Genomic DNA, 17,902 nt, shown 5'->3' on the forward strand with positions numbered 1-17,902 from the left:
CGGGGGCCGCGTTCAGCGCGGCGGCTCACGCCACCCGGAAGCGTTCGATCGCGGCTTCGTCGGGGCCGACGCCAAGGCCCGGCGCTTGCGGCACGCGTACGCGTCCGTTGCTGGCATTGATGGCGCCGCCGAACGGACGCGCGGCCAGTTCGCAGAAATACCATTCCACCATGCTGTCCGGCAGCCGCGCCGCGATCAGATGCACGGTCGCGGCCAGGCCCGGGCCGAAGTAAGGCGAATGCGGTGCCACCGCGACGCCGCGCGCCTGCGCGAGATTGATGATGCGCATCATCTGCGAGATGCCGCCGACCTTGTTGACGCTGGGCTGGATGATCGCGACGCGGCCGACGTCGATCAGCCGCTCGAACTCCTCGAGCGAGCCGGCATTCTCGCCCGCTGCGAGCTTGATCGGTGTCCCGGCCGTGAACGCCGCCATTGCTGTGAAATCATCCGGCGGCCAGATCGGCTCTTCCATCCAGGCCGGATTGGACGGCGCGAAAGCTTTCGCCATCGCCAGCGCTTCCTCGCACGACCACGGGCAGTTCATGTCGATCATCAGCGCCGCGTCGGGTCCGATCGCGGCCCGGCAGGCGGCCACTTCCGCAGCGCCAATCTCGTGCAGCTTGATCGCGCTGAAGCCTTGCGCCAGCGCTCGGCGCGACGATCGCGCGACCGTCTCGACGTCGCCATAGCGCAGCAGGCTCGCATAGGCGGGCAGCTCGGTGACTGGCGCAGGCGCATCGGACAGCAGCCGGTGGAGCGGCTTGCCCGCGATCTTGCCGGCGATGTCCCAGAGTGCGGTATCGATACCAGACAAGCCGTACAGCACCGGACCGCTGCGGCCATAGAGATGCAGCTTGCGGAACAACTCGTCCATCAGCCCTGCGATGTCGGTCGCATCGCGGCCGACGCAGAGTGGTGCAATCAATGTGTCGATCGCGCGCTTCGTCGTCGCACAGGCCATGAAGCCGAAGGCTTCGCCCCAGCCGACGAGGCCGGTGTCGGTCTCGATGCGGACCAGCACGGTATCGATGGTCGGCCAGATTGCCGATCGGTTGGACGACGCGGGACGGTCATAGCTGTAGGGGACCGCGACGTGGATGGCATCCACCTTGCTGATGATCGCCTTGTCGGCGATCCCATTGCTGACGATCACGGCCACTCCCGCATCGGTTGGGCTGTCCCGGTCCGATATGGAACCGGGATCTGACTATCCCGCGTTTACGGGCCGGCATCAATGCAGAGCCGCGCCGGATATCCGCATGCGCTGGAGGTGGAGTCGCGAGGGCTGAGGATTAGCGGCGCTCGCCTTGCTCGCGGATCGCGCCGAGATGCTCATTGATGCGGAACACGATCAGCACGAATTCCGCGGCGACGCGCGCGAAGATCACGCCGGCCAGCACACCGGCGATGCTGGCGAGAACGATCACAAACCCGCCGAACGGATTGATCGCCATCGCCGTGAGCCCGGTGAAGATGCCCGAAAGGCCGTACAGAACGGCGAGCACGATGGCGAGCCAATAGAAGATTTTGATGATGGTCGGCGTGATGAACCGATCCCACTGAAAAAGGTCTTTCCAATCGAACATAACGTGCCTCCTCGCTCGGCATTGCTACCGGCCGCAGCAAACGTTGCGCAGCAGGATAGCCGATATGCAGAGCTGCCCCGAATCTGGTTATCAGGTTTCTGCTCGCCTATAATAACGGCGACAATCGGATTGCCGCCGCAATTCGTCCCCAATTTTCCGCGTCTCTCACATCTTTCCTTCATGCAGCTGACCTTCGAAGACTTTCGGCCCGGCCATTTCGCCACCTTCGGGCCCCGCCACGTCACGCGGGAGGAACTGATCGCGTTCGCGTCTGAATTCGATCCGCAGCCGATGCACCTGGACGAGGAGGCGGCAAAGCATTCGCTGGCGGGCGGCCTGTCCGGCTCGGGCTGGCACATGTGCGCCCTGGCGATGCGCATGCAGGTGGATGGTTTTCTCCATCGTGCCGCCTCGCTCGGCGGTCTCGGTGTCGACGAGGTGAAGTGGCTCGCGCCGCTGCGGCCGGGCGACGAACTGACACTGCAGGTTCATGTCGAGGAGGCGCGGGTCTCCAGGACCCGTCCGGACAGCGGCATCGTCAAGATGCGTGCCGAGCTGTTCAACGCCGCCGGCACCTGCCTGATGAGCATCGTCAGCAACGGCCTGTTTGGCCGTCGCGCGGCTACAGCGAACGAATGAGTAGCGCGCCGTGAATTTCTTCGAAGACAGTGAAATCAGTACACGGCACGAGCTTGGCTCGTTCACCTTCACCGCCGACGCGATCAAGGCGTTCGCCAGCCAGTTCGATCCGCAGACTTTTCATCTCAGTGAGGCGGCTGGCAAGGCATCGTTGTTCGGCGGGCTCGCGGCCTCCGGCTGGCATACGGCCTCGGTCTACATGAAGCTGCTGGTTGCCTACATGGCGCGGCAGGCGAAGGCGGCGCGCGAGCGCGGTGAAGAGGTTGCGCAGAGCGGTCCGTCGCCAGGCTTCAAGAATCTTCGCTGGCCGCGGCCGGTCCTGGCCGGCGACACCATCAGCTATGTCTACGAGGTGACGTCGAAGCGGCTGCTGGCCTCGCGGCCCGGTTGGGGCATCGTCTTCGGCAAGACGATTGCGACCAATCAGCGTGGCGAGGTGGTGCTGACCTTCGAGAATTCGGTGTTTCTGCCGTGCCGCACGGCGAACACCGTTTCGCCGCATCGATAACCTTGCATTAAGAATTGGATCTTAGCGTGAACCCGACCAAGGGTATGGCCGACGAAAAGCCGATACGGCTGGGGACGACAATGGCGGACCATAAGGCGCTGAAAGTGGTAGGATTGCTGTTCGCAAGCATCACGATTGCCGTGATGTTGACCACCGCCCTCGTGGTCAAGGGCCATGCCGATGGCCACTACTCGCTGGAAGCCTCCGAGCTGGCCGAATAAGCCCTTCTTTGCGACCGCATCGTTGAAGCCTCCCGATCGGTGGGCTGATGCCGTACGAGTGGAGCGCTCGCGTTTGTCGCGTGCAAGCGGGTTGAGAGCGAGCGCTCATCCAGGGCCGCATCGCGATCAGCGACGGCGCATCACGGCCGAGCCGTCCAGATCAAGAGCAGCACACCAACCGCGACCGCCAGCAGGACAGCGAAACGCAGGATGATCTTGCCCATCTGCGGGCGCCCGTCGCGCGTGGGAATAGGCGCCGGATTGTCCGGCCGAACCGTTTTCATTCAAGCCCCCTCGTGCCTAAAGCGCGATGAGATTTGGATGAATCATCCTCGCGCGTTAGCTCGTTGTTTAAGCGTGATCTTTCCGGAAAACCGCTTGGCACTTTTCCGATCATGCTTTAGCCGGTCCGTCGAACGGCCACGCCCCTCGCAACTCAGCCCGGTGCGGGGCGTCAGGATTAGTCGCGGCTGGAGGCAATAGGTTCAGGATGGCGTCGCTGCCCATGGACATCGCAAGCCGGCGTTGTCGTCTCACGCGGCGCAGAAGCTGGAAAAACTATCGCCGCGTCCTGACGAAGACGCGGCGACAGCAGGAGGGAGCCTTTGTCAGGGCAGGCGTGGGCCTGCTCCGATGATCAGGGCTTGCGGATATCCTCGGAGGCGCTTTTCCACTGCGCCAGGTTTTCCGCAATGATCCGCGTCGATTTCATCGCCGCCTGGCTAAGATGCGCGTAGCCGGCGATCTCGCGTTGGACACGCTGACCTTCCGCATGCAGCAGGTCGCGCAGGCTTTCGAGTTCGCTGATGAGATTCTCGATTTCGCCGAGCGAGGTGCCGGCAACGCGCTGGATCAGCGAGTTGACGTTCTTGACGGTGGCGTCGCTGTCCGATGACGGATCGCTCGCCGTCGTTGCGGTCGTCGACGTTTGTCCCGGCCGGCGCAGATAAGCGATATCGTTGCGCACGAAGTCACGGATACCAGCTTCGACTTCCGTCACAGCCGAAAGGTTGTTGGCCGAGAGGTCGGTGCTCTCTTCGGTCGCCTCAGGCTTCTCGGATGGAATTGCGTTCATCGGCTCTTTCCCTTGGTTGAACACTTCGCAAGCGGATGTCCCCCGCACGACGACGTAATAGTCGCGATCAGGTCAGCCGATTTTGGCCACAGAGGGGCGAAGTTGCGGCAATGCTTCGGTTATTTCCGATCGTCGCTAACGAATAGCCAACGACCGGTTGAGGATGGGTTAATCACCCGGACCGTGGCCAAGGCTGCTAGGAAGCTGCTGCGTCGGTTCCATCGACACGCGCATCGGCCGCTCACCAGCTCTTCTTGAAGCCCGCAGTGATGCTGGCGCTGTTGGGGCCGCCCTCACGTTCATCCAGCGATCCGGCGATGCTGAGGCCGCCGAACAGGGCCTGCTCCGCGCCGATCCTGTGCAACCAGCGGTTTCCACCTGCCGCCAGCGACTGGCCGGCGACGAACGACGTGCCGGTGTCGGTGATGTTCAGCCGGGCTGATCGCTCCATCTCGAGGCTGCGGCTGCGCGCGCCAGGCAATCCCGGCAGTCCGTCGTGTTGGATGACGGTGTAGCCGTTGCGCAGCGTCAGCGAGAACTGCTCGCCCCACAGCGGCACCGCCTTGGAGAACGCAGCGCCGAGCCGCGTCTCGCTCGAGGGGTTGAGCCGCGCTTCGAGCGAGACCTGATCCGACAGATAGGGCACGCCCGGGGCCTTCGCGGTGATCCACGCCGAGCCTTGCGAGTTTTGTAAACGGCGGTCGCTGGCGAGCTTGTCCGGCAATGTCGCAGGCGTGGTGAGCGGTGACGCTTGGGTCGCGACATCGAGGTCCAGTCCGGCCTTTGTATCCCAGAACGGACTAACCGGCCGTTTCAGCGACAGCGCTGCCGCTCCGTCCGGCCGATCGTTGCGCGACCATGTGGCTTCGACCGGCGCAGGCAATGGCGCGCTGCGCAGTTTCGGCGTCGGGACATAGGGGCGGTCGAGCGGCGCGTTCAGCGCATCCCAGTCGATATCGCTGTCGTCCGGAACGGCGACGGACATGGCGGGTGTGGCGGCGCCTTCCGCGTCGCCTGTGCTGGTCGCATCGTCAGCTGGCATCGGCTCCTGCGCGGTCTGCTCCGGCGCCGCTGAGGCTTCGGGCGGCAGCTGCCAGTCGGCGGCAGCAGGCACGATCGGCAACATGGCGCACAGGCACAGTGTGGCGGCCAGCAAGGCGGAAATCCGGATGGGTGCGAAGGTCACGTGATGCACTGAACTTGCGAGGCGCTGCCGTCGCCTCGTCGCGGTGATTGAAAGCACGGGTGAAAGATTGCCGGCGCAATGTTCCACAGCTTCGTTCACGATTTCTATCGCAATTGTGGCGGGTTGTTGAATCCGGTGCGGGAACATACGTTGCTCTCGCGCATTTGATCTCGACAGGCGAATGAGGAGGAGCGTGTGAAGACACTTGCATTCATGGCCGCTGCGGCAACCCTGATTTTGACGCTGCCGGCGTCGGCCCAAGGCATCAAGCCCTATGTGGGCGCGCCGGGTGTCCGGATTGGTGTCGAGCGCCCGCACTACCACGATCGCTATCGCTACGAAGGCCGGCGCCACTATCGCCGCGGCGATACGGTGATCATCGACCGCCGTCGCGGCTGGGATCGGCCCTATCATCATCGCCGTCCGGGACGGACGGTGATCATCGAGCGCTGATCGGTACTCCGACGGCAATTGCCCAACGACGAAAGGCCCCCGCTCGGCGGGGCCTTTTTGCGTGCGCTCATGCGTATTGCGCGCGATCAGGCCGTTACCGGCAGATCGATCGGTCGGCCGAGCGCCTGCTCGACCAGATCGAACGTATCGATCACCGCGCGCAGGCTCGTCAGCTTATCCTCGCGGAAGCGCATGAAGGTGGCGATGCGCACGCTGATCGGCCGGCCGTTCTCGGCTGCATTGAACGAGCAGCGTAACAGTGCCGAGGCCGAGCCTTCGCCGAGAACCACGTCCTCCTGCTTGAACTTGTGGAGACGGAAGTTGCCGACGATCTGGCGGATCGCCGCCGTCGCGGCCTCCTTGCCCTGACGCGCGCCGAGATAGGGAAACATGTCGATCGGCCCGAAGATGGCCCATTCGATATCGTCGTGCAGGCTTGGCGCGATCTCCGCGGCGTCCTGACGCCCGAAGCCTTTCCGCAACGCATGCGCGAACGTCCAGAGGGGATGCCCCGACATTGCCGCTAATCCTGATGGTCGATTGGCCGACAGCAAAGGCTCTCCAGGGCGCTGCCAACGCGCCGAGCCAGATGCTGCATTTCACTGAGTGCTGGTGCAAATAATTGCGTTGCAGCAAGAATGCAACCATTGATTTCTGCATTGCGGAAATGCGGAATCCCGGATGCGGTGAGGCCGGGCGTGGCACGGCTCCGCGACGTGGCAGGCGCCGGGTTGCGGCAAGGGTTGACCGCGCCGGGGCATTTGCGGTCAGAATTGCGCGTCAGCCGTTTCCTTCTTTCCCCCTGACGCCTGAACAACAGCAACACATAACCCTGCTCCGGGAGCGAATCGCGATGTCCGCCCACTCTCTGACTGCCCCGTCCGCCTCGCCGGAATCGGTCGGCATGTCCTCGGCCCGTCTTAGTCGCCTCGAGGATCATCTGAAGCGCAACTACATCGATACCGGCCGCTTCCCGGGCACGCAGACGCTGATCTACCGCCGCGGCAAGATCGTGCATTCGGCGGTGCAGGGCTTCGCCGACGTCGAGCGCAAGGTAGCGGTGAAGGACGACACTCTGTTCCGCATCTATTCGATGACCAAGCCGATCACCTCGGTCGCCTTCATGATGCTGGTGGAAGAGGGCCGCGTCGCGATCGACGAGCCGGTGCACAAATATATCCCCGAGTGGAAGAACCTGGCCGTGTTCATGGGCGGCATGCCGTCGCTGGGCTCGAAGCCGCCGCCGGTGCCGCAGTTCATCACGCGCCCCGTGGCGCGGCCGATGCAGATCGTCGATCTGCTGCGCCACACCTCGGGACTGACCTACGGCTTCCAGAACCGCTCGATGGTCGACGGCGCCTACCGCCACATGAAGATCGGCGAGGTCGAGAAGTCCGGCACCATGCAGAGCATGATCGAGGGCCTGTCGAAGCTGCCGCTGGAGTTCTCGCCCGGTGAAGCCTGGAATTACTCGGTCTCGACCGACGTGCTCGGCTACCTGGTGCAGGTGATCTCCGGCCAGCCGTTCGAGCAGTTCCTGAAGGAGCGCATCTTCGATCCGCTCGGCATGACCGACACCGGCTTTCATGTGCCATCGGCGAAGGCCGATCGCTTCGCCGCCTGCTATTCCGCCGACGGCAAGGGCGGCAAGGTGCTGCAGGACGATCCGAAGACGTCGAGCTACCTCGAAGCGCCGTCGTTCATTTCCGGCGGCGGCGGTCTTGTCAGCACAGCCGCCGACTATCTCACCTTCTGCCGCGCGCTGATCCACAACGGCGAGATCGGCGGGGTACGGCTGCTGAGCCCGAAGACGCTGCAGCTGATGACCAGCAACCACCTGCCGGGCGGCAAATATCTGCCGGACCTGTCGCGCTCGCTGTTTGCGGAAGCCGCCTACAACGGCATCGGCTTCGGCCTCGGCTTCTCGGTGACGATCGATCCGGCGCTGACGCTGATCCCCGGCAGCAAGGGCGAGTATTCGTGGGGCGGCGCTGCGACGACGTCGTTCTGGGTCGATCCGGCGGAGGAGCTGATCGCGATCTTCATGACGCAGGTGCTGCCGTCCGGCGCATACCCTGTGCGGCGCGAGCTGCGCACGCTGGTCTACTCGGCGATCACCGAGAGCCTGTGCTGAGCGGCGCGCGGCGCATCAACGCGCGGCGCCGAGGAGGTTGTCGACGAGAAGGCCGCAGGTTTCGCCTGCGGCCTTTGTCGTTCGCAAGCCCGTGTCGCGGCCGGATGTCGTGCGCCGTCAGTAGACCTTCTCGCCCGGCGCGACCGCGCTGCGCGGCGACAGCAGGATCACCTTGCCGTCCGCGTCCGCCGCGCCAAGGATCAGCACCTCCGACATGAAGCCGGCGATGTTGCGCGGGGCGAAGTTGCAGACGCAGACCACCTGCGAGCCGACCAGCTGCTCAGCGCTGTAGTTGGTGATCTGCGCGCTCGACCACTTCTCGCCGAGCGTGCCGAGATCGACGCGCACCTTCCACGACGGATTGCGCGCCTTCGGGAACGGCTGCACCTCCAGCACGCGGCCGATGCGCAGGTCCACGGCGGCAAACTGGTCGTAGCTGATGGTCGGTTTCGGATCGCTCGGGCCGGTCGTCTCGGTCATGCTCGTCACCGTGAGGATGTTGCGCGGGGTGATGGGACATCCAAATCTCGTCGCGCTTTAAAGCATGATCCGGAAAAGTGTGAAGCGGTTTTCAGAAAAGATCATGCTTTCAACAATGAACTAAAGCGCGATGATGGGTCACCACGATTTCATCGCGCTTTAGCATCGCCGCGCGGTGAAGGCCACGATGTCAATGCGCAATACGAGGATCAATCCTGTGCTTCGTCCCTGCCTTCTTCGAGCAGTTGCTCTACGTTCTCTTGGTTTTCTCCGAAGGTGACGATTGATCGAGGTAATCCAATCAACACCAGTGGACAGGGATTGCCAACACCGCGCTGGACGCGATCTTGAAGTTTGCTCCAATGCGTCGTCGCCGTCCCAAATTTGTCCGATGTGAATTGATCAGCCCAGGCATCTCTAAAGGGAATAGGATTCTTCGTGCGAGTTACGCGCTTCATAACGTCGCTAATCTGACGGCGTGTGGGGTTTAGGCCGATCCTCTCCATATCTGCATGGGAACTGACATTGTTGTCATCGGCGAATCGTCGGACTAGGCTAAAGATCGAATCTTGGAGGCTTGCGCCGCGCGTAATGATTACACCGAGGGACATTGCGCCATCGGCGTGCAATCGTTTGAAATTCTCCAGATCGCGATCGAAGAATGGATCCTTGTTGTTCCATTCGATCTCCAAGGCGATGGTGCCTGCATCGAAACTCTTTACGTGATCAATCTCATGGGATTGGGCTTCGCGCTGCACGCCATCGATGATGCGCTGGACGACGAAATTGTGCTTTCGCCATCCATGAGCGGCCAAGGCGTTGCGGAGACGTTGTGTCCCCTTGGTCTCTCCCCCGCCTGATCCGATGATTTCTTCGATCGGGATCGTTGAAGAGAGAAGTACGTTTTCCAACTGCTCAGCGACTTCTGGAAAATCGACACTGAGAATTGCTTCCGCATGAGACCGGAATTCGATTTCGAATCCTTTGCTGATCAACTGCTCAAACATTTTCGAAGAGTGCTTTCGGTGCGGGATCAAAAATTTATCCACTATCCATATTGAGAACGGATCATGAACATGATATCATCCAACAGTTTTAATAGCGTATACCGAGATTGAACACCGGATAGGTTGGGGTTATCGATGCAGTCGGCCGGACGAGACTTGCTCCAGTTTGCCGACAAGCGGCGTTATTCAACGATCCTTGCCGATCCGCCGTGGCAGTTCACGAACAAGACCGGCAAAGTCGCTCCGGAACACAAGCGTCTTTCACGCTACGGCACCATGAAACTCGATGAGATCATGGCTTTGCCTGTGGCAGACATCGCCGCGCCTACTTCTCATCTTTATCTATGGTGTCCAAACGCGCTGCTGCCCGAAGGGCTCGCCGTGATGAAGGCATGGGGCTTCAACTACAAGTCCAATATTGTCTGGCACAAGATACGTAAGGACGGCGGCTCCGATGGCCGTGGTGTTGGTTTTTATTTCCGCAACGTCACCGAACTGATCTTGTTCGGCGTGCGCGGCAAAAACGCACGAACGCTGGCGCCGGGCAGACGGCAGGTAAATCTACTTGCTACGCGAAAGCGGGAGCACTCGCGTAAGCCCGATGAGCAATATGAAATTATTGAAGCCTGTTCGCCTGGACCCTTCGTCGAGCTATTTGCACGCGGCACACGTAAAAATTGGGCGACGTGGGGTAATCAGGCCGACGAGGATTACAAGCCGACTTGGAAGACCTACGCGCATCATTCGCGGGCAGGACTGGTAGCTGCTGAATAGGTGCCGATTTCATGCCCGGACAGCCGCTGCGCGGCTTACGGGGTGACGGCGATTGAAATCGTGCGCACTCATTGACCGAGCATATGGTCGGATATCATCCGGCCAGGTGATCAAGCACGAAAGGGAAGGCGCCTATCGCCCCCGCTTCCACCCACCGCGTGATCCCGGTTTTCCCGCCGATGAGCGGCCGCCGCCGGTGGAAGGCGAAGGGCGATAGGGCTTGCTCTCCATGCCAGGCCCCATCTCGTCGAGGCTGGGCTTCTTCGCCTTGCCGGCTTTTGCCGGCAGGTTCGCCGCGTTGCCGTACTTGCGCTCGCCCGCGTAGCTCCCGGCCTTCGCCTCGACGCCGCGCTGCTTGATGGTGGGATCGTCCACCACCGCCAGTTCGGTCGCGCGCAGGCGCTTCACCTCGTCGCGCAGCCGCGCGGCCTCCTCGAAGTTCAGGTCGGCGGCAGCCTCGCGCATGCGCGTCTCCAGGTCCGCCAGCACCGCCTCGAAGTTGTGGCCGATGGCGATCGCGTCGTCGGCGATGCCGCCGTCGCCGATCTCCACCAGCACATGGTCGCGCTCGTAGACCGAATTGAGGATGTCGCCGATCGACTTCTTCACGCTCTCCGGCGTGATGCCGTACTCGGTGTTGTAGGCGACCTGCTTCTCGCGGCGCCGGTTGGTCTCGGCGATGGCGCGCTCCATCGAGCCGGTCATCGCATCGGCATAGAGGATCACCTTGCCGTCGACGTTGCGCGCGGCGCGGCCGATGGTCTGGATCAGCGAGGTCTCGCTGCGCAGGAAGCCTTCCTTGTCGGCGTCGAGGATCGCCACCAGCGCGCATTCGGGAATGTCGAGGCCCTCGCGCAGCAGGTTGATGCCGACCAGCGCGTCGAACGCGCCGAGCCGCAGGTCGCGGATGATCTCGATGCGCTCGATGGTGTCGATGTCCGAGTGCATGTAGCGCACGCGGATACCCTGCTCGTGCAGGTATTCGGTCAGATCCTCGGCCATCCGCTTGGTCAAAACCGTGATCAGCGAGCGATAGCCGTTGGCGGCCGTGGCGCGCACCTCGCCGACGAGATCATCGACCTGGGTACGGGCGGGGCGGATGTCCACCGGCGGATCGATCAGCCCGGTTGGGCGGATCACCTGCTCGACGAACACGCCGCCGCTCTCGTTCAGCTCCCAGCCGCCGGGCGTCGCCGAGACCGCGACGGTCTGCGGCCGCATCGCGTCCCATTCCTCGAAGCGCAGCGGGCGGTTGTCCATGCACGAGGGCAGGCGGAAACCGTATTCGGCCAGCGTCGCCTTGCGGCGGAAGTCGCCGCGGAACATGCCGCCGATCTGCGGCACTGTGACGTGGCTCTCGTCGGCGAAGATCAGCGCGTTGTCGGGGACGTATTCGAACAGCGTCGGCGGCGGCTCGCCGGGCCGGCGGCCGGTGAGATAGCGCGAATAGTTTTCGATGCCGGCGCAGCTTCCGGTCGCTTCCAGCATCTCGAGGTCGAACATCGTGCGCTGCTCGAGCCGCTGCGCCTCCAGCAGGCGGCCTTGCGCATTCAGCTGTTCGAGCCGCTGCTTCAGCTCGGCCTTGATACCCTTGATGGCCTGGATCAGCGTCGGCCTCGGCGTGACGTAGTGGGAGTTGGAGTAGACCTTGATGAACTCCAGCTCGTCGCTCTTCTGGCCGGTGAGCGGGTCGAACTCCTCGATCGCCTCGATGGTGTCGCCGAACAGGTTCACGCGCCAGGCGCGGTCTTCATAGTGCGCCGGGAAGATGTCGATCACGTCGCCGCGCACGCGAAATGTGCCGCGGGTGAAGTCGCCGGCGGTGCGCTTGTATTGCAACGCCACCAGGTCGGCGATGATCTGGCGCTGGTCGATGCGCTCGTTCTTCTTCAGCGAGAACGTCATCGCCGTGTAGGTCTCGACCGAGCCGATACCGTAGATGCAGGACACCGAGGCGACGATGATCACGTCGTCACGCTCCAGCAGCGCCCGCGTCGCCGAGTGGCGCATGCGATCGATCTGCTCGTTGATCGAGGAATCCTTCTCGATGTAGGTGTCGGTGCGCGGAACGTAGGCTTCCGGCTGGTAATAGTCGTAGTAGGAGACGAAGTACTCGACCGCGTTGTCGGGGAAGAAGTTCTTGAACTCGCCGTAGAGTTGTGCGGCCAGCGTCTTGTTCGGGGCGAGGATCAGCGCCGGACGCTGCGTCGCCTCGATCACCTTCGCCATGGTGTAGGTCTTGCCGGAGCCGGTGACGCCGAGCAGAACTTGGGTGCGGTCGTTGCGCTCGATGCCTTCCACCAGCTCCTTGATCGCCACCGGCTGGTCGCCGCGCGGCTGGTACTCGGACTTGATCTCGAAGCGCACGCCGCCTTCGGACTTCTCCGGCCGCGGCGGCCGGTGCGGCGTCCAGATCTTTTCGCCGCCGAATTCGGGGCGGCCGTCGCGCAGCAGCGCTTCCAAGGCGCCGGCGGTGGCGGCGACGCCGAGCTGCTCCATCTTGTTGCGCGCCGGGCGGGCGAGCGTGTCGTCGTCCTCGACATCAAGGCCGAGCTGCTTGGCCAGTTCCGGGTCGAGCGTCGGCACTGTGGCGCTGGTGCCGTAATGGGCGTCGTACTTTTGCGGCGCCTCGTTGAAGCCGCCTCTGGGGTCCGCGCGCACGCCGCCGCGCTTGCCCGGCTGCGGCGCATCGCGGCGGGCGATGACGTTGCGGGTCATGTTGCGGTCGATGCCGCTATCCGCCAACAACGGGTCGGCGGCCTTGGTCGAGGCGCGGGCGCGGTGGGCGGCCGCCTCGCCGCCGGAGCGGCGGTCCTTGGAATTATCCGGCGGCGGCTGCAGCCCGGTGCCGGAGCCGATGCCGGCCTCGCCGGTGTTCAGGGCAGGGTTGAGCAATTCCGCAAGCGCAGGGCCGATCGGCTGCACGTTGGGCCGGTGCGCCTTCGCACGCGTTGGCTTCGCGGGATCCTTGTTCGCGGCAGTCTTGCGCGATCCGGTCTTATCAGGAGATTTCACCATCGCCGCCAAATATGGCGCCGCTAGCGGTGAAACGGAAGGGTTGCAACGGCAAATGCGGTGGAACCGGTGACAGATTCTGTCAGTAGGCGAAAGGAACAGGAGACGGCCGGGCTTCACCTCTTCCCGTTTGACGGGGAGAGGTCGGAGACTGAACGACAGTGCAGCCCCGGGCGAGGGGCAGGGGCAGCGCATCAACCGGGAGACAGTGGGAGAGGACAACATCGTTTGCCCCTCACTCCATGCCCGCTCAAGCGGGGCGAGCGAGTGCCCGTGCTGCGTGACGGCTTCAATCGAGGACAATCATGTCCGAAGGATGGGTGTTATAGCGCCTTGGTGCGCTTCAGTAGCCACCAGGTGACGGCGCCCGCCGCCACCACCAGCAGCGTCGCATACCAGGTGCCGCCGCCGACATCCTGGAACGGCATGTCCTTGGTGTTCATGCCGAAGAAGCCGGTCACCACCGTCGAGGGCAGCATGCAGGCGGTCAGCACCGACAGCGTGAACAGCCGCTTGTTGGTGATCGCGGTCATGCGCCCGGCGATCTCGTCCTGCAACAGGCGGGCGCGCTCGTACAGCGCGGAGAACTCGTAGTCGAGCGCGTCGAACTTCTGCGCCAGCGCCCGCATCGCCTGCGCCACCGGCTGGGCGTCGATGTCCTCGCGCATCTCGATGCGGTGGAACAGGGCGCGGATCTGCGAGAGTTGGCGGCGGGTGCGGATCGCCTGCAGCCGCACGCGGCCGAGCCGCTGCCGCTCGTCCTCCACCTCGTCGTGCAGCACATGGTTCTCGACGATGTCGAGTTCGTCGCCGAGCCCTGCCGAGAAGCGGCCGATCACGTCGGCGAACTGGTCGCAGATGGCGTCGAGGAACGACACCGGCGTCGGAAAGCGCCGGCCAGCCTCGATTGCCCGCCGTGTCAGCTCGATCGCGCGCAGCGGCTTGCGACGGGTGGTGATCATGATGCGGCTCGACAGCGCAAAGTGCAGGCGCACCAGGTCGTCGCCCTCGGTCATGAACTCCTGGTGCAGGTCCGGCAGCACGCCCGCGATCTCGCCGCCGTAGATGTCGAGGCGGATGTGCTCGTCGGGGTCGAGCAGCGTCTCGCGGGCGATCTCCGACAAGGGCGCACGCTGGCCGATCCAGTCGTGGCACTGCCGGTTGGCGAGGTTGAAGTGCAGCCACAGCCAGCCACGGCTGTCGGCCAGCGCCGCGTCGAGATTGGCGAGAGCGAGGCCGGCGATCTCCAGCTTCGCCGCCGAGCCGTCGTCGGCGAAGCGGTAGGCGGAGACGATACCGATGTCGGAGAGGGGATGATCCATCAGGGAAAGCCGCTTGCGCAGGTCGGTTCGATCCGGCGCCAGCCGGTCGAACCTCGCCGAGAGCCAATGCGTCACCGACATGACAGGAGGATGACATCGTTTGGTGCCGTTCCGTTGCATTGCAGCGGCAGCGCTGCGGGCTTCGCGCGGCGCGGTCGCTCCATGGGCGCGTAAGCCTGCGTCAAAACGCCTGCCGTCCGCCTGAAACTGGCGGCAAAGCGGCTGCGTAGCTCGACGCACGGCCAGATGACCGCATTCGCGCCAGCAAACGAGGAACGTCCATGAACACCCGCACCATCCTGGCGGTCGCCGCCGCTTGTCTCGTGCCGCCTGCAGCCACGCAGGCGGCCGAGGTCGCGGCGCTGATCGGCAATGACACCCTTGCGATCGTCGATACGGCACAAAAGAAGGCCGTCAGCACCGTGAAGGTCACCGGCCTGTCCGGCGGGTTGGCCGGTATCGACGTGCGTCCCGCCGACGGCATGCTGTACGGGTTGGTCGAGGACGGGACGGTCGTGACCATCGCCAAGGACGGCAAGGCCACGGTGAAGGCGAAGCTGGAGACGATGACGACGAAGGGCGTCACCGTGACGGTGGACTTCAACCCGGTGGCCGACCGCCTGCGCGTGATCGGCTCCGACGGCATGAATCTGCGCGCCAACGTCGATGACGGCAAAGTGACCACGGATGGCGAGTTGAAGTTCGCCGAGACCGACATGCACAAGGGCGAGAAGCCGAATGTGGTCGGCGGCGCCTATACGAATTCGGTGAAGGGGGAGGACACGGTGCTGTACGACATCGACGGCACCATCGGTGGTCTGTTGAAGCAGGCACCGCCCAACGACGGCGTTCTGACGGCGGTCGGCAAGCTCGGCATCAAGGCCGACAAGGTTGCGTTCGATATTTGGTCGGATGGCAACGGCAAGAACGACGCCTGGCTGATGACGGGCGACACGCTTTACAGCGTCGATCTCGCGACCGGCAAGGCGACGGAAGCCGCGAAAATCAGTGGCGTCAGCGATCCCGTACGCGACATCGCGATCCTTCCCGGCATGTAAGCGATCCTCGCGCTTGTCCTGCCTGGGCCGGATGTCGCAGCGTCGCGATTTTCAACGCGGCGGCGCCTCAGTCTGAAGCGGACGCGATCTCGTCGGCTGTGATGAAGCGGAGGGTGCCTGCGCGCCGTGTCGGCTTGCCGGTATCGTTGGTGTGATTGACGCCGTCCATCACCGGCACTTCAGGGAAGTCGAACGGGCTGACCCCATCCAGGCACGCCACGTTCACCGCATACAGATTCTGGTTCGATCGCCGTTGATGATGCGTGTAGATTCCGCATCGGGAACAGAAGAAGTGCTGCGCCGATCCGGTATGGAAGCGATAGGTGGTGAGTACGTCCGCCCCTTGCAGAATTCTGATCCCGCCCATCTCCGCCATGACAACGACAGCGCCTCGCATCCGGCAGTAGGAGCAGGTGCAGCGGCGGATCGACTCGAATCCATCGCTGAGTGTCGCCTCGAAACGCACCGCGCCGCAATGGCACTGGCCGGCCATAACTTTCGTGTCGCTCGCCATGGTGTCCGCGCCTCTGTTCGGGGGAGTTCTACGCCCGGTGCCTGCGAACGACAACCGCGTCCGATGAGGCGAGATTTGCCAGCATGCGGTCCAGCCTCTCGCCGAGCGCTGCGGACACCGGCGTCAGCGGCAGGCGGCACTCCGGCGATGCGATCAGCCCCTGACGCCAGAGGCAATGCTTGAGCGGCACTGGATTGGGTTCCTCGAACAGGGGCGGGATCAGCCGTTGCAGCGGCTCCCAGGCGGCGCGGGCTCCGGTCAGGTCGTCGTCGGCAACGCATCGCGCGACAGTCACGAACCGGCTGGTGGCCAAATGCGCGGCGGCGAGGATGCCGCCATCCGCGCCGCTGCAAAGCTGGGTGAGGAACAGCGCGTCCTCGCCGGTCAGCACCGAGAAGCCCGGCGGCCGCGATGCGATCAGCTCCAGCGATTGCGCCATGCTGCCGCAGGAATCCTTGACGCCGACGATATTGCCCAGCTCCGCCAGCCGCAGCAGCGTCTCGTTGCTGAGATTGACCGAGGTGCGATAGGGGATGTTGTAGATCACGACCTGACGCGCAGTCGCCTCCGCGATCGCCTTGAAATGCGCGAACATGCCGGCCTGCGTCGGCCGGTTGTAATAGGGGCAGACCGAGAGAATTCCGGCGAACGCGAAGCGTTCGATGCGCTTGATCGCCTTGATCACCTTGGCGGTGGCGTTGCCGCCGATGCCGACGAAGACCGGCACGCGCCCCGCCGCCACCGCGACGGTCTCGGCGACGATCGCGTCTTCCTCATCCTCGCTGAGCGCCGGCGCCTCGCCGGTCGTGCCAAGCGGCAACAGGCCGGACGCGCCGTTGCCGATCGCGTGTTCGATCAGGCGGCGATAGCTCGCAAGATCGAGAGCGCCATCCTTGAACGGCGTGACGAGCGGAATCCAGACCCCCGTGAGCATGACCATCTCCAGGCCCCCTGTTGGGCCGCTTGATGGCTATCGCCTCCGCAATCATTAGTATATCTAATCTTTCTAATAGATCGATTTACGATCCATAATGGATAACGCGCATGATCCGGAACATCGATGTAGGCCTGGCCCGCGCCTTCCTCGCCGTCGTCGAGACCGGCAGCGTCACGCTGGCGGCGCGGCAGCTCAACCTGACGCAAGGCGCGGTCAGCCAGCAGCTTCGCCGGTTCGAGGAGCTTGCGGCCGGCGGCCTGTTCGCGCGCGCGAGCCGCCGCGTGGTGCTGACGGCGGAGGGGCAGCGGCTGGTGCCGGCGGTCAAGCAGTTCATGGCCGCCAACGACAAGCTGCTCGCCGCGCTCCGGCAGCCGGAGTTTCAGGGCGAGGTGCGGTTCGGCTCGCCCTACGACATCATCGGCAGTTATGCGCCGCTGATCCTGCGCCGTTTCCGCAAAGCCTTTCCGAGCGTGCGCGTCACGCTGGTCTGCCTGGATTCGCTGGTGCTGCTGGATGAATTGAAGGCGGGCCGGATCGATCTCGCGCTGACGACGGAGACGGGCTGCCAGAAGGGCGGCGAGACGCTGCGCAGCGACCGACTGGTCTGGGTCGGCGCGCGCGATGGCGAGGCCCACACCCGCGACCCGCTTCCCGTTTCGCTCGGCGCGGAGACCTGCGTGTTCCGGCCGGTAGCGATCGCTGCGCTGAAGAAGGCGCGGCGGCCATGGCAGGCGATCTGCGAGGTCAGCAACATGGAGCCGGTGCGCGCGACGATCGAAGCCGATCTCGCCGTGGCGCCGCTGCTCAGCCACTCGGTGCCGGAGAGCCTCGATATCATCGAGGCCGACCGGCGGCTGCCGAAGCTGCCGCTGTTTCGCGTCAATCTCTATCAGGCGGAGAGCCTGAGCCCGGCGGCGCGGGAATTCGCCGCCCATGTCCGCCGCAGCGTTGCGGCGGGATGAGTTAAAGTTTGCCTCGCGGTTCGATTCC

The 17,902-nt window shown here is 63.9% G+C and carries 20 protein-coding genes; 8 read left to right on the forward strand and 12 right to left on the reverse strand.

The window, feature by feature from the left end; all coding sequences use genetic code 11:
- Nucleotides 1-25: 25 nt before the first annotated feature.
- On the reverse strand, nucleotides 26-1,156 hold the full coding sequence (locus tag X566_RS12330) for a mandelate racemase/muconate lactonizing enzyme family protein (RefSeq protein ID WP_152539858.1): 1,131 nt from the start codon (nucleotides 1,154-1,156) through the stop codon (nucleotides 26-28).
- 139 nt (nucleotides 1,157-1,295) lie between these two features.
- Nucleotides 1,296-1,589, reverse strand: a complete 294-nt coding sequence (locus tag X566_RS12335; RefSeq protein WP_034466608.1) for a DUF4282 domain-containing protein — start codon at nucleotides 1,587-1,589, stop codon at nucleotides 1,296-1,298.
- A gap of 180 nt (nucleotides 1,590-1,769) precedes the next feature.
- Between X566_RS12335 and X566_RS12340 the strand changes: the two genes are divergently transcribed.
- From X566_RS12340 to X566_RS24685, 3 genes are read left to right on the forward strand one after another with little or no spacing between them, the layout of a single operon-like run.
- Nucleotides 1,770-2,228 carry a MaoC family dehydratase gene (locus tag X566_RS12340; protein WP_034468486.1) on the forward strand — a complete coding sequence of 153 codons (459 nt, stop codon included), beginning with the start codon at nucleotides 1,770-1,772 and terminating at the stop codon, nucleotides 2,226-2,228.
- A gap of 10 nt (nucleotides 2,229-2,238) precedes the next feature.
- A complete protein-coding gene (locus tag X566_RS12345; protein WP_034466610.1) occupies nucleotides 2,239-2,736 on the forward strand; it encodes a MaoC family dehydratase in 498 nt (165 codons plus the stop codon).
- Between the two features lie 26 nt (nucleotides 2,737-2,762).
- A complete protein-coding gene (locus X566_RS24685; RefSeq protein ID WP_152539859.1) occupies nucleotides 2,763-2,957 on the forward strand; it encodes a hypothetical protein in 195 nt (64 codons plus the stop codon).
- A 140-nt stretch (nucleotides 2,958-3,097) separates the two neighbouring features.
- Here the strand turns inward: X566_RS24685 and X566_RS25150 are convergent, their stop codons facing one another.
- The 3 genes from X566_RS25150 to X566_RS12360 all read right to left on the reverse strand — a co-directional run bounded on the left by X566_RS25150 (nucleotide 3,098) and on the right by X566_RS12360 (nucleotide 5,188).
- Nucleotides 3,098-3,241: a hypothetical protein gene (locus X566_RS25150; RefSeq protein ID WP_173402571.1), complete on the reverse strand. Its 144-nt coding sequence runs from the start codon at nucleotides 3,239-3,241 to the stop codon at nucleotides 3,098-3,100.
- A gap of 353 nt (nucleotides 3,242-3,594) precedes the next feature.
- On the reverse strand, nucleotides 3,595-4,032 hold the full coding sequence (locus X566_RS12355) for a hypothetical protein (protein WP_034466613.1): 438 nt from the start codon (nucleotides 4,030-4,032) through the stop codon (nucleotides 3,595-3,597).
- A 241-nt stretch (nucleotides 4,033-4,273) separates the two neighbouring features.
- Nucleotides 4,274-5,188 (reverse strand): hypothetical protein, encoded by a 915-nt coding sequence (locus X566_RS12360; protein WP_152539860.1) that lies wholly within the window; start codon nucleotides 5,186-5,188, stop codon nucleotides 4,274-4,276.
- A gap of 225 nt (nucleotides 5,189-5,413) precedes the next feature.
- On the opposite strand from X566_RS12360, the gene X566_RS12365 reads away from it, so the two are divergent.
- The gene (locus X566_RS12365; RefSeq protein WP_244434731.1) at nucleotides 5,414-5,671 is read left to right on the forward strand and encodes a hypothetical protein; all 258 of its coding nucleotides are present in this window, start codon (nucleotides 5,414-5,416) and stop codon (nucleotides 5,669-5,671) included.
- Between the two features lie 86 nt (nucleotides 5,672-5,757).
- Here the strand turns inward: X566_RS12365 and X566_RS12370 are convergent, their stop codons facing one another.
- Nucleotides 5,758-6,189 (reverse strand): nuclear transport factor 2 family protein, encoded by a 432-nt coding sequence (locus X566_RS12370; protein WP_034466619.1) that lies wholly within the window; start codon nucleotides 6,187-6,189, stop codon nucleotides 5,758-5,760.
- A gap of 350 nt (nucleotides 6,190-6,539) precedes the next feature.
- Here X566_RS12370 and X566_RS12375 point away from each other — a divergent pair, with 350 nt between their 5' ends.
- Nucleotides 6,540-7,805 carry a serine hydrolase gene (locus X566_RS12375; RefSeq protein ID WP_034468494.1) on the forward strand — a complete coding sequence of 422 codons (1,266 nt, stop codon included), beginning with the start codon at nucleotides 6,540-6,542 and terminating at the stop codon, nucleotides 7,803-7,805.
- A gap of 117 nt (nucleotides 7,806-7,922) precedes the next feature.
- Here X566_RS12375 and X566_RS12380 read toward each other — a convergent pair whose 3' ends face one another.
- Both X566_RS12380 and X566_RS12385 read right to left on the reverse strand, forming a co-directional pair.
- The gene (locus X566_RS12380) at nucleotides 7,923-8,285 is read right to left on the reverse strand and encodes a tRNA-binding protein (RefSeq protein ID WP_051444052.1); all 363 of its coding nucleotides are present in this window, start codon (nucleotides 8,283-8,285) and stop codon (nucleotides 7,923-7,925) included.
- 209 nt (nucleotides 8,286-8,494) lie between these two features.
- On the reverse strand, nucleotides 8,495-9,292 hold the full coding sequence (locus tag X566_RS12385; RefSeq protein ID WP_034466622.1) for a BglII/BstYI family type II restriction endonuclease: 798 nt from the start codon (nucleotides 9,290-9,292) through the stop codon (nucleotides 8,495-8,497).
- A 135-nt stretch (nucleotides 9,293-9,427) separates the two neighbouring features.
- On the opposite strand from X566_RS12385, the gene X566_RS12390 reads away from it, so the two are divergent.
- Complete coding sequence (locus X566_RS12390) at nucleotides 9,428-10,066, forward strand: MT-A70 family methyltransferase (protein WP_034466624.1); 639 nt, start codon at nucleotides 9,428-9,430, stop codon at nucleotides 10,064-10,066.
- Nucleotides 10,067-10,198: 132 nt separating this feature from the next.
- Here the strand turns inward: X566_RS12390 and uvrB are convergent, their stop codons facing one another.
- Together uvrB and X566_RS12400 are read right to left on the reverse strand one after the other, a co-directional pair.
- Entirely contained in the window at nucleotides 10,199-13,084 is a 2,886-nt protein-coding gene (gene uvrB, locus X566_RS12395; protein ID WP_081740153.1) for an excinuclease ABC subunit UvrB, read from the reverse strand.
- A gap of 320 nt (nucleotides 13,085-13,404) precedes the next feature.
- Nucleotides 13,405-14,484 carry a CorA family divalent cation transporter gene (locus tag X566_RS12400; RefSeq protein ID WP_051444053.1) on the reverse strand — a complete coding sequence of 360 codons (1,080 nt, stop codon included), beginning with the start codon at nucleotides 14,482-14,484 and terminating at the stop codon, nucleotides 13,405-13,407.
- Between the two features lie 200 nt (nucleotides 14,485-14,684).
- Between X566_RS12400 and X566_RS12405 the strand changes: the two genes are divergently transcribed.
- A complete protein-coding gene (locus X566_RS12405) occupies nucleotides 14,685-15,461 on the forward strand; it encodes a DUF4394 domain-containing protein (RefSeq protein ID WP_034466625.1) in 777 nt (258 codons plus the stop codon).
- Nucleotides 15,462-15,528: 67 nt separating this feature from the next.
- On the opposite strand, the gene X566_RS12410 is transcribed toward X566_RS12405, so the two are convergent.
- Nucleotides 15,529-15,975, reverse strand: a complete 447-nt coding sequence (locus X566_RS12410; protein WP_034466626.1) for a GFA family protein — start codon at nucleotides 15,973-15,975, stop codon at nucleotides 15,529-15,531.
- Between the two features lie 28 nt (nucleotides 15,976-16,003).
- A complete protein-coding gene (dapA, locus tag X566_RS12415) occupies nucleotides 16,004-16,909 on the reverse strand; it encodes a 4-hydroxy-tetrahydrodipicolinate synthase (protein WP_244434732.1) in 906 nt (301 codons plus the stop codon).
- Between the two features lie 110 nt (nucleotides 16,910-17,019).
- On the opposite strand from dapA, the gene X566_RS12420 reads away from it, so the two are divergent.
- Nucleotides 17,020-17,874 carry a LysR substrate-binding domain-containing protein gene (locus tag X566_RS12420; protein ID WP_034466627.1) on the forward strand — a complete coding sequence of 285 codons (855 nt, stop codon included), beginning with the start codon at nucleotides 17,020-17,022 and terminating at the stop codon, nucleotides 17,872-17,874.
- Nucleotides 17,875-17,902 lie beyond the last annotated feature (28 nt).

Origin of the sequence: Afipia sp. P52-10, assembly GCF_000516555.1 — a bacterium.
GTDB lineage: Bacteria > Pseudomonadota > Alphaproteobacteria > Rhizobiales > Xanthobacteraceae > P52-10.

What these genes read in the sequence shown, in the direction of transcription:
- X566_RS12335 (WP_034466608.1), bottom strand. Translation starts at nt 1,589, where the DNA reads ATGTTCGATTGGAAAGACCTTTTTCAGTGGGATCGGTTCATCACGCCG.
- X566_RS12340 (WP_034468486.1), top strand. Translation starts at nt 1,770, where the DNA reads ATGCAGCTGACCTTCGAAGACTTTCGGCCCGGCCATTTCGCCACCTTC.
- X566_RS25150 (WP_173402571.1), bottom strand. Translation starts at nt 3,241, where the DNA reads ATGAAAACGGTTCGGCCGGACAATCCGGCGCCTATTCCCACGCGCGAC.
- X566_RS12355 (WP_034466613.1), bottom strand. Translation starts at nt 4,032, where the DNA reads ATGAACGCAATTCCATCCGAGAAGCCTGAGGCGACCGAAGAGAGCACC.
- X566_RS12370 (WP_034466619.1), bottom strand. Translation starts at nt 6,189, where the DNA reads ATGTCGGGGCATCCCCTCTGGACGTTCGCGCATGCGTTGCGGAAAGGC.
- X566_RS12380 (WP_051444052.1), bottom strand. Translation starts at nt 8,285, where the DNA reads ATGACCGAGACGACCGGCCCGAGCGATCCGAAACCGACCATCAGCTAC.
- X566_RS12385 (WP_034466622.1), bottom strand. Translation starts at nt 9,292, where the DNA reads ATGTTTGAGCAGTTGATCAGCAAAGGATTCGAAATCGAATTCCGGTCT.
- X566_RS12390 (WP_034466624.1), top strand. Translation starts at nt 9,428, where the DNA reads ATGCAGTCGGCCGGACGAGACTTGCTCCAGTTTGCCGACAAGCGGCGT.
- uvrB (WP_081740153.1), bottom strand. Translation starts at nt 13,084, where the DNA reads ATGGTGAAATCTCCTGATAAGACCGGATCGCGCAAGACTGCCGCGAAC.
- X566_RS12400 (WP_051444053.1), bottom strand. Translation starts at nt 14,484, where the DNA reads ATGTCGGTGACGCATTGGCTCTCGGCGAGGTTCGACCGGCTGGCGCCG.
- X566_RS12405 (WP_034466625.1), top strand. Translation starts at nt 14,685, where the DNA reads ATGAACACCCGCACCATCCTGGCGGTCGCCGCCGCTTGTCTCGTGCCG.
- X566_RS12410 (WP_034466626.1), bottom strand. Translation starts at nt 15,975, where the DNA reads ATGGCGAGCGACACGAAAGTTATGGCCGGCCAGTGCCATTGCGGCGCG.
- dapA (WP_244434732.1), bottom strand. Translation starts at nt 16,909, where the DNA reads ATGCTCACGGGGGTCTGGATTCCGCTCGTCACGCCGTTCAAGGATGGC.
- X566_RS12420 (WP_034466627.1), top strand. Translation starts at nt 17,020, where the DNA reads ATGATCCGGAACATCGATGTAGGCCTGGCCCGCGCCTTCCTCGCCGTC.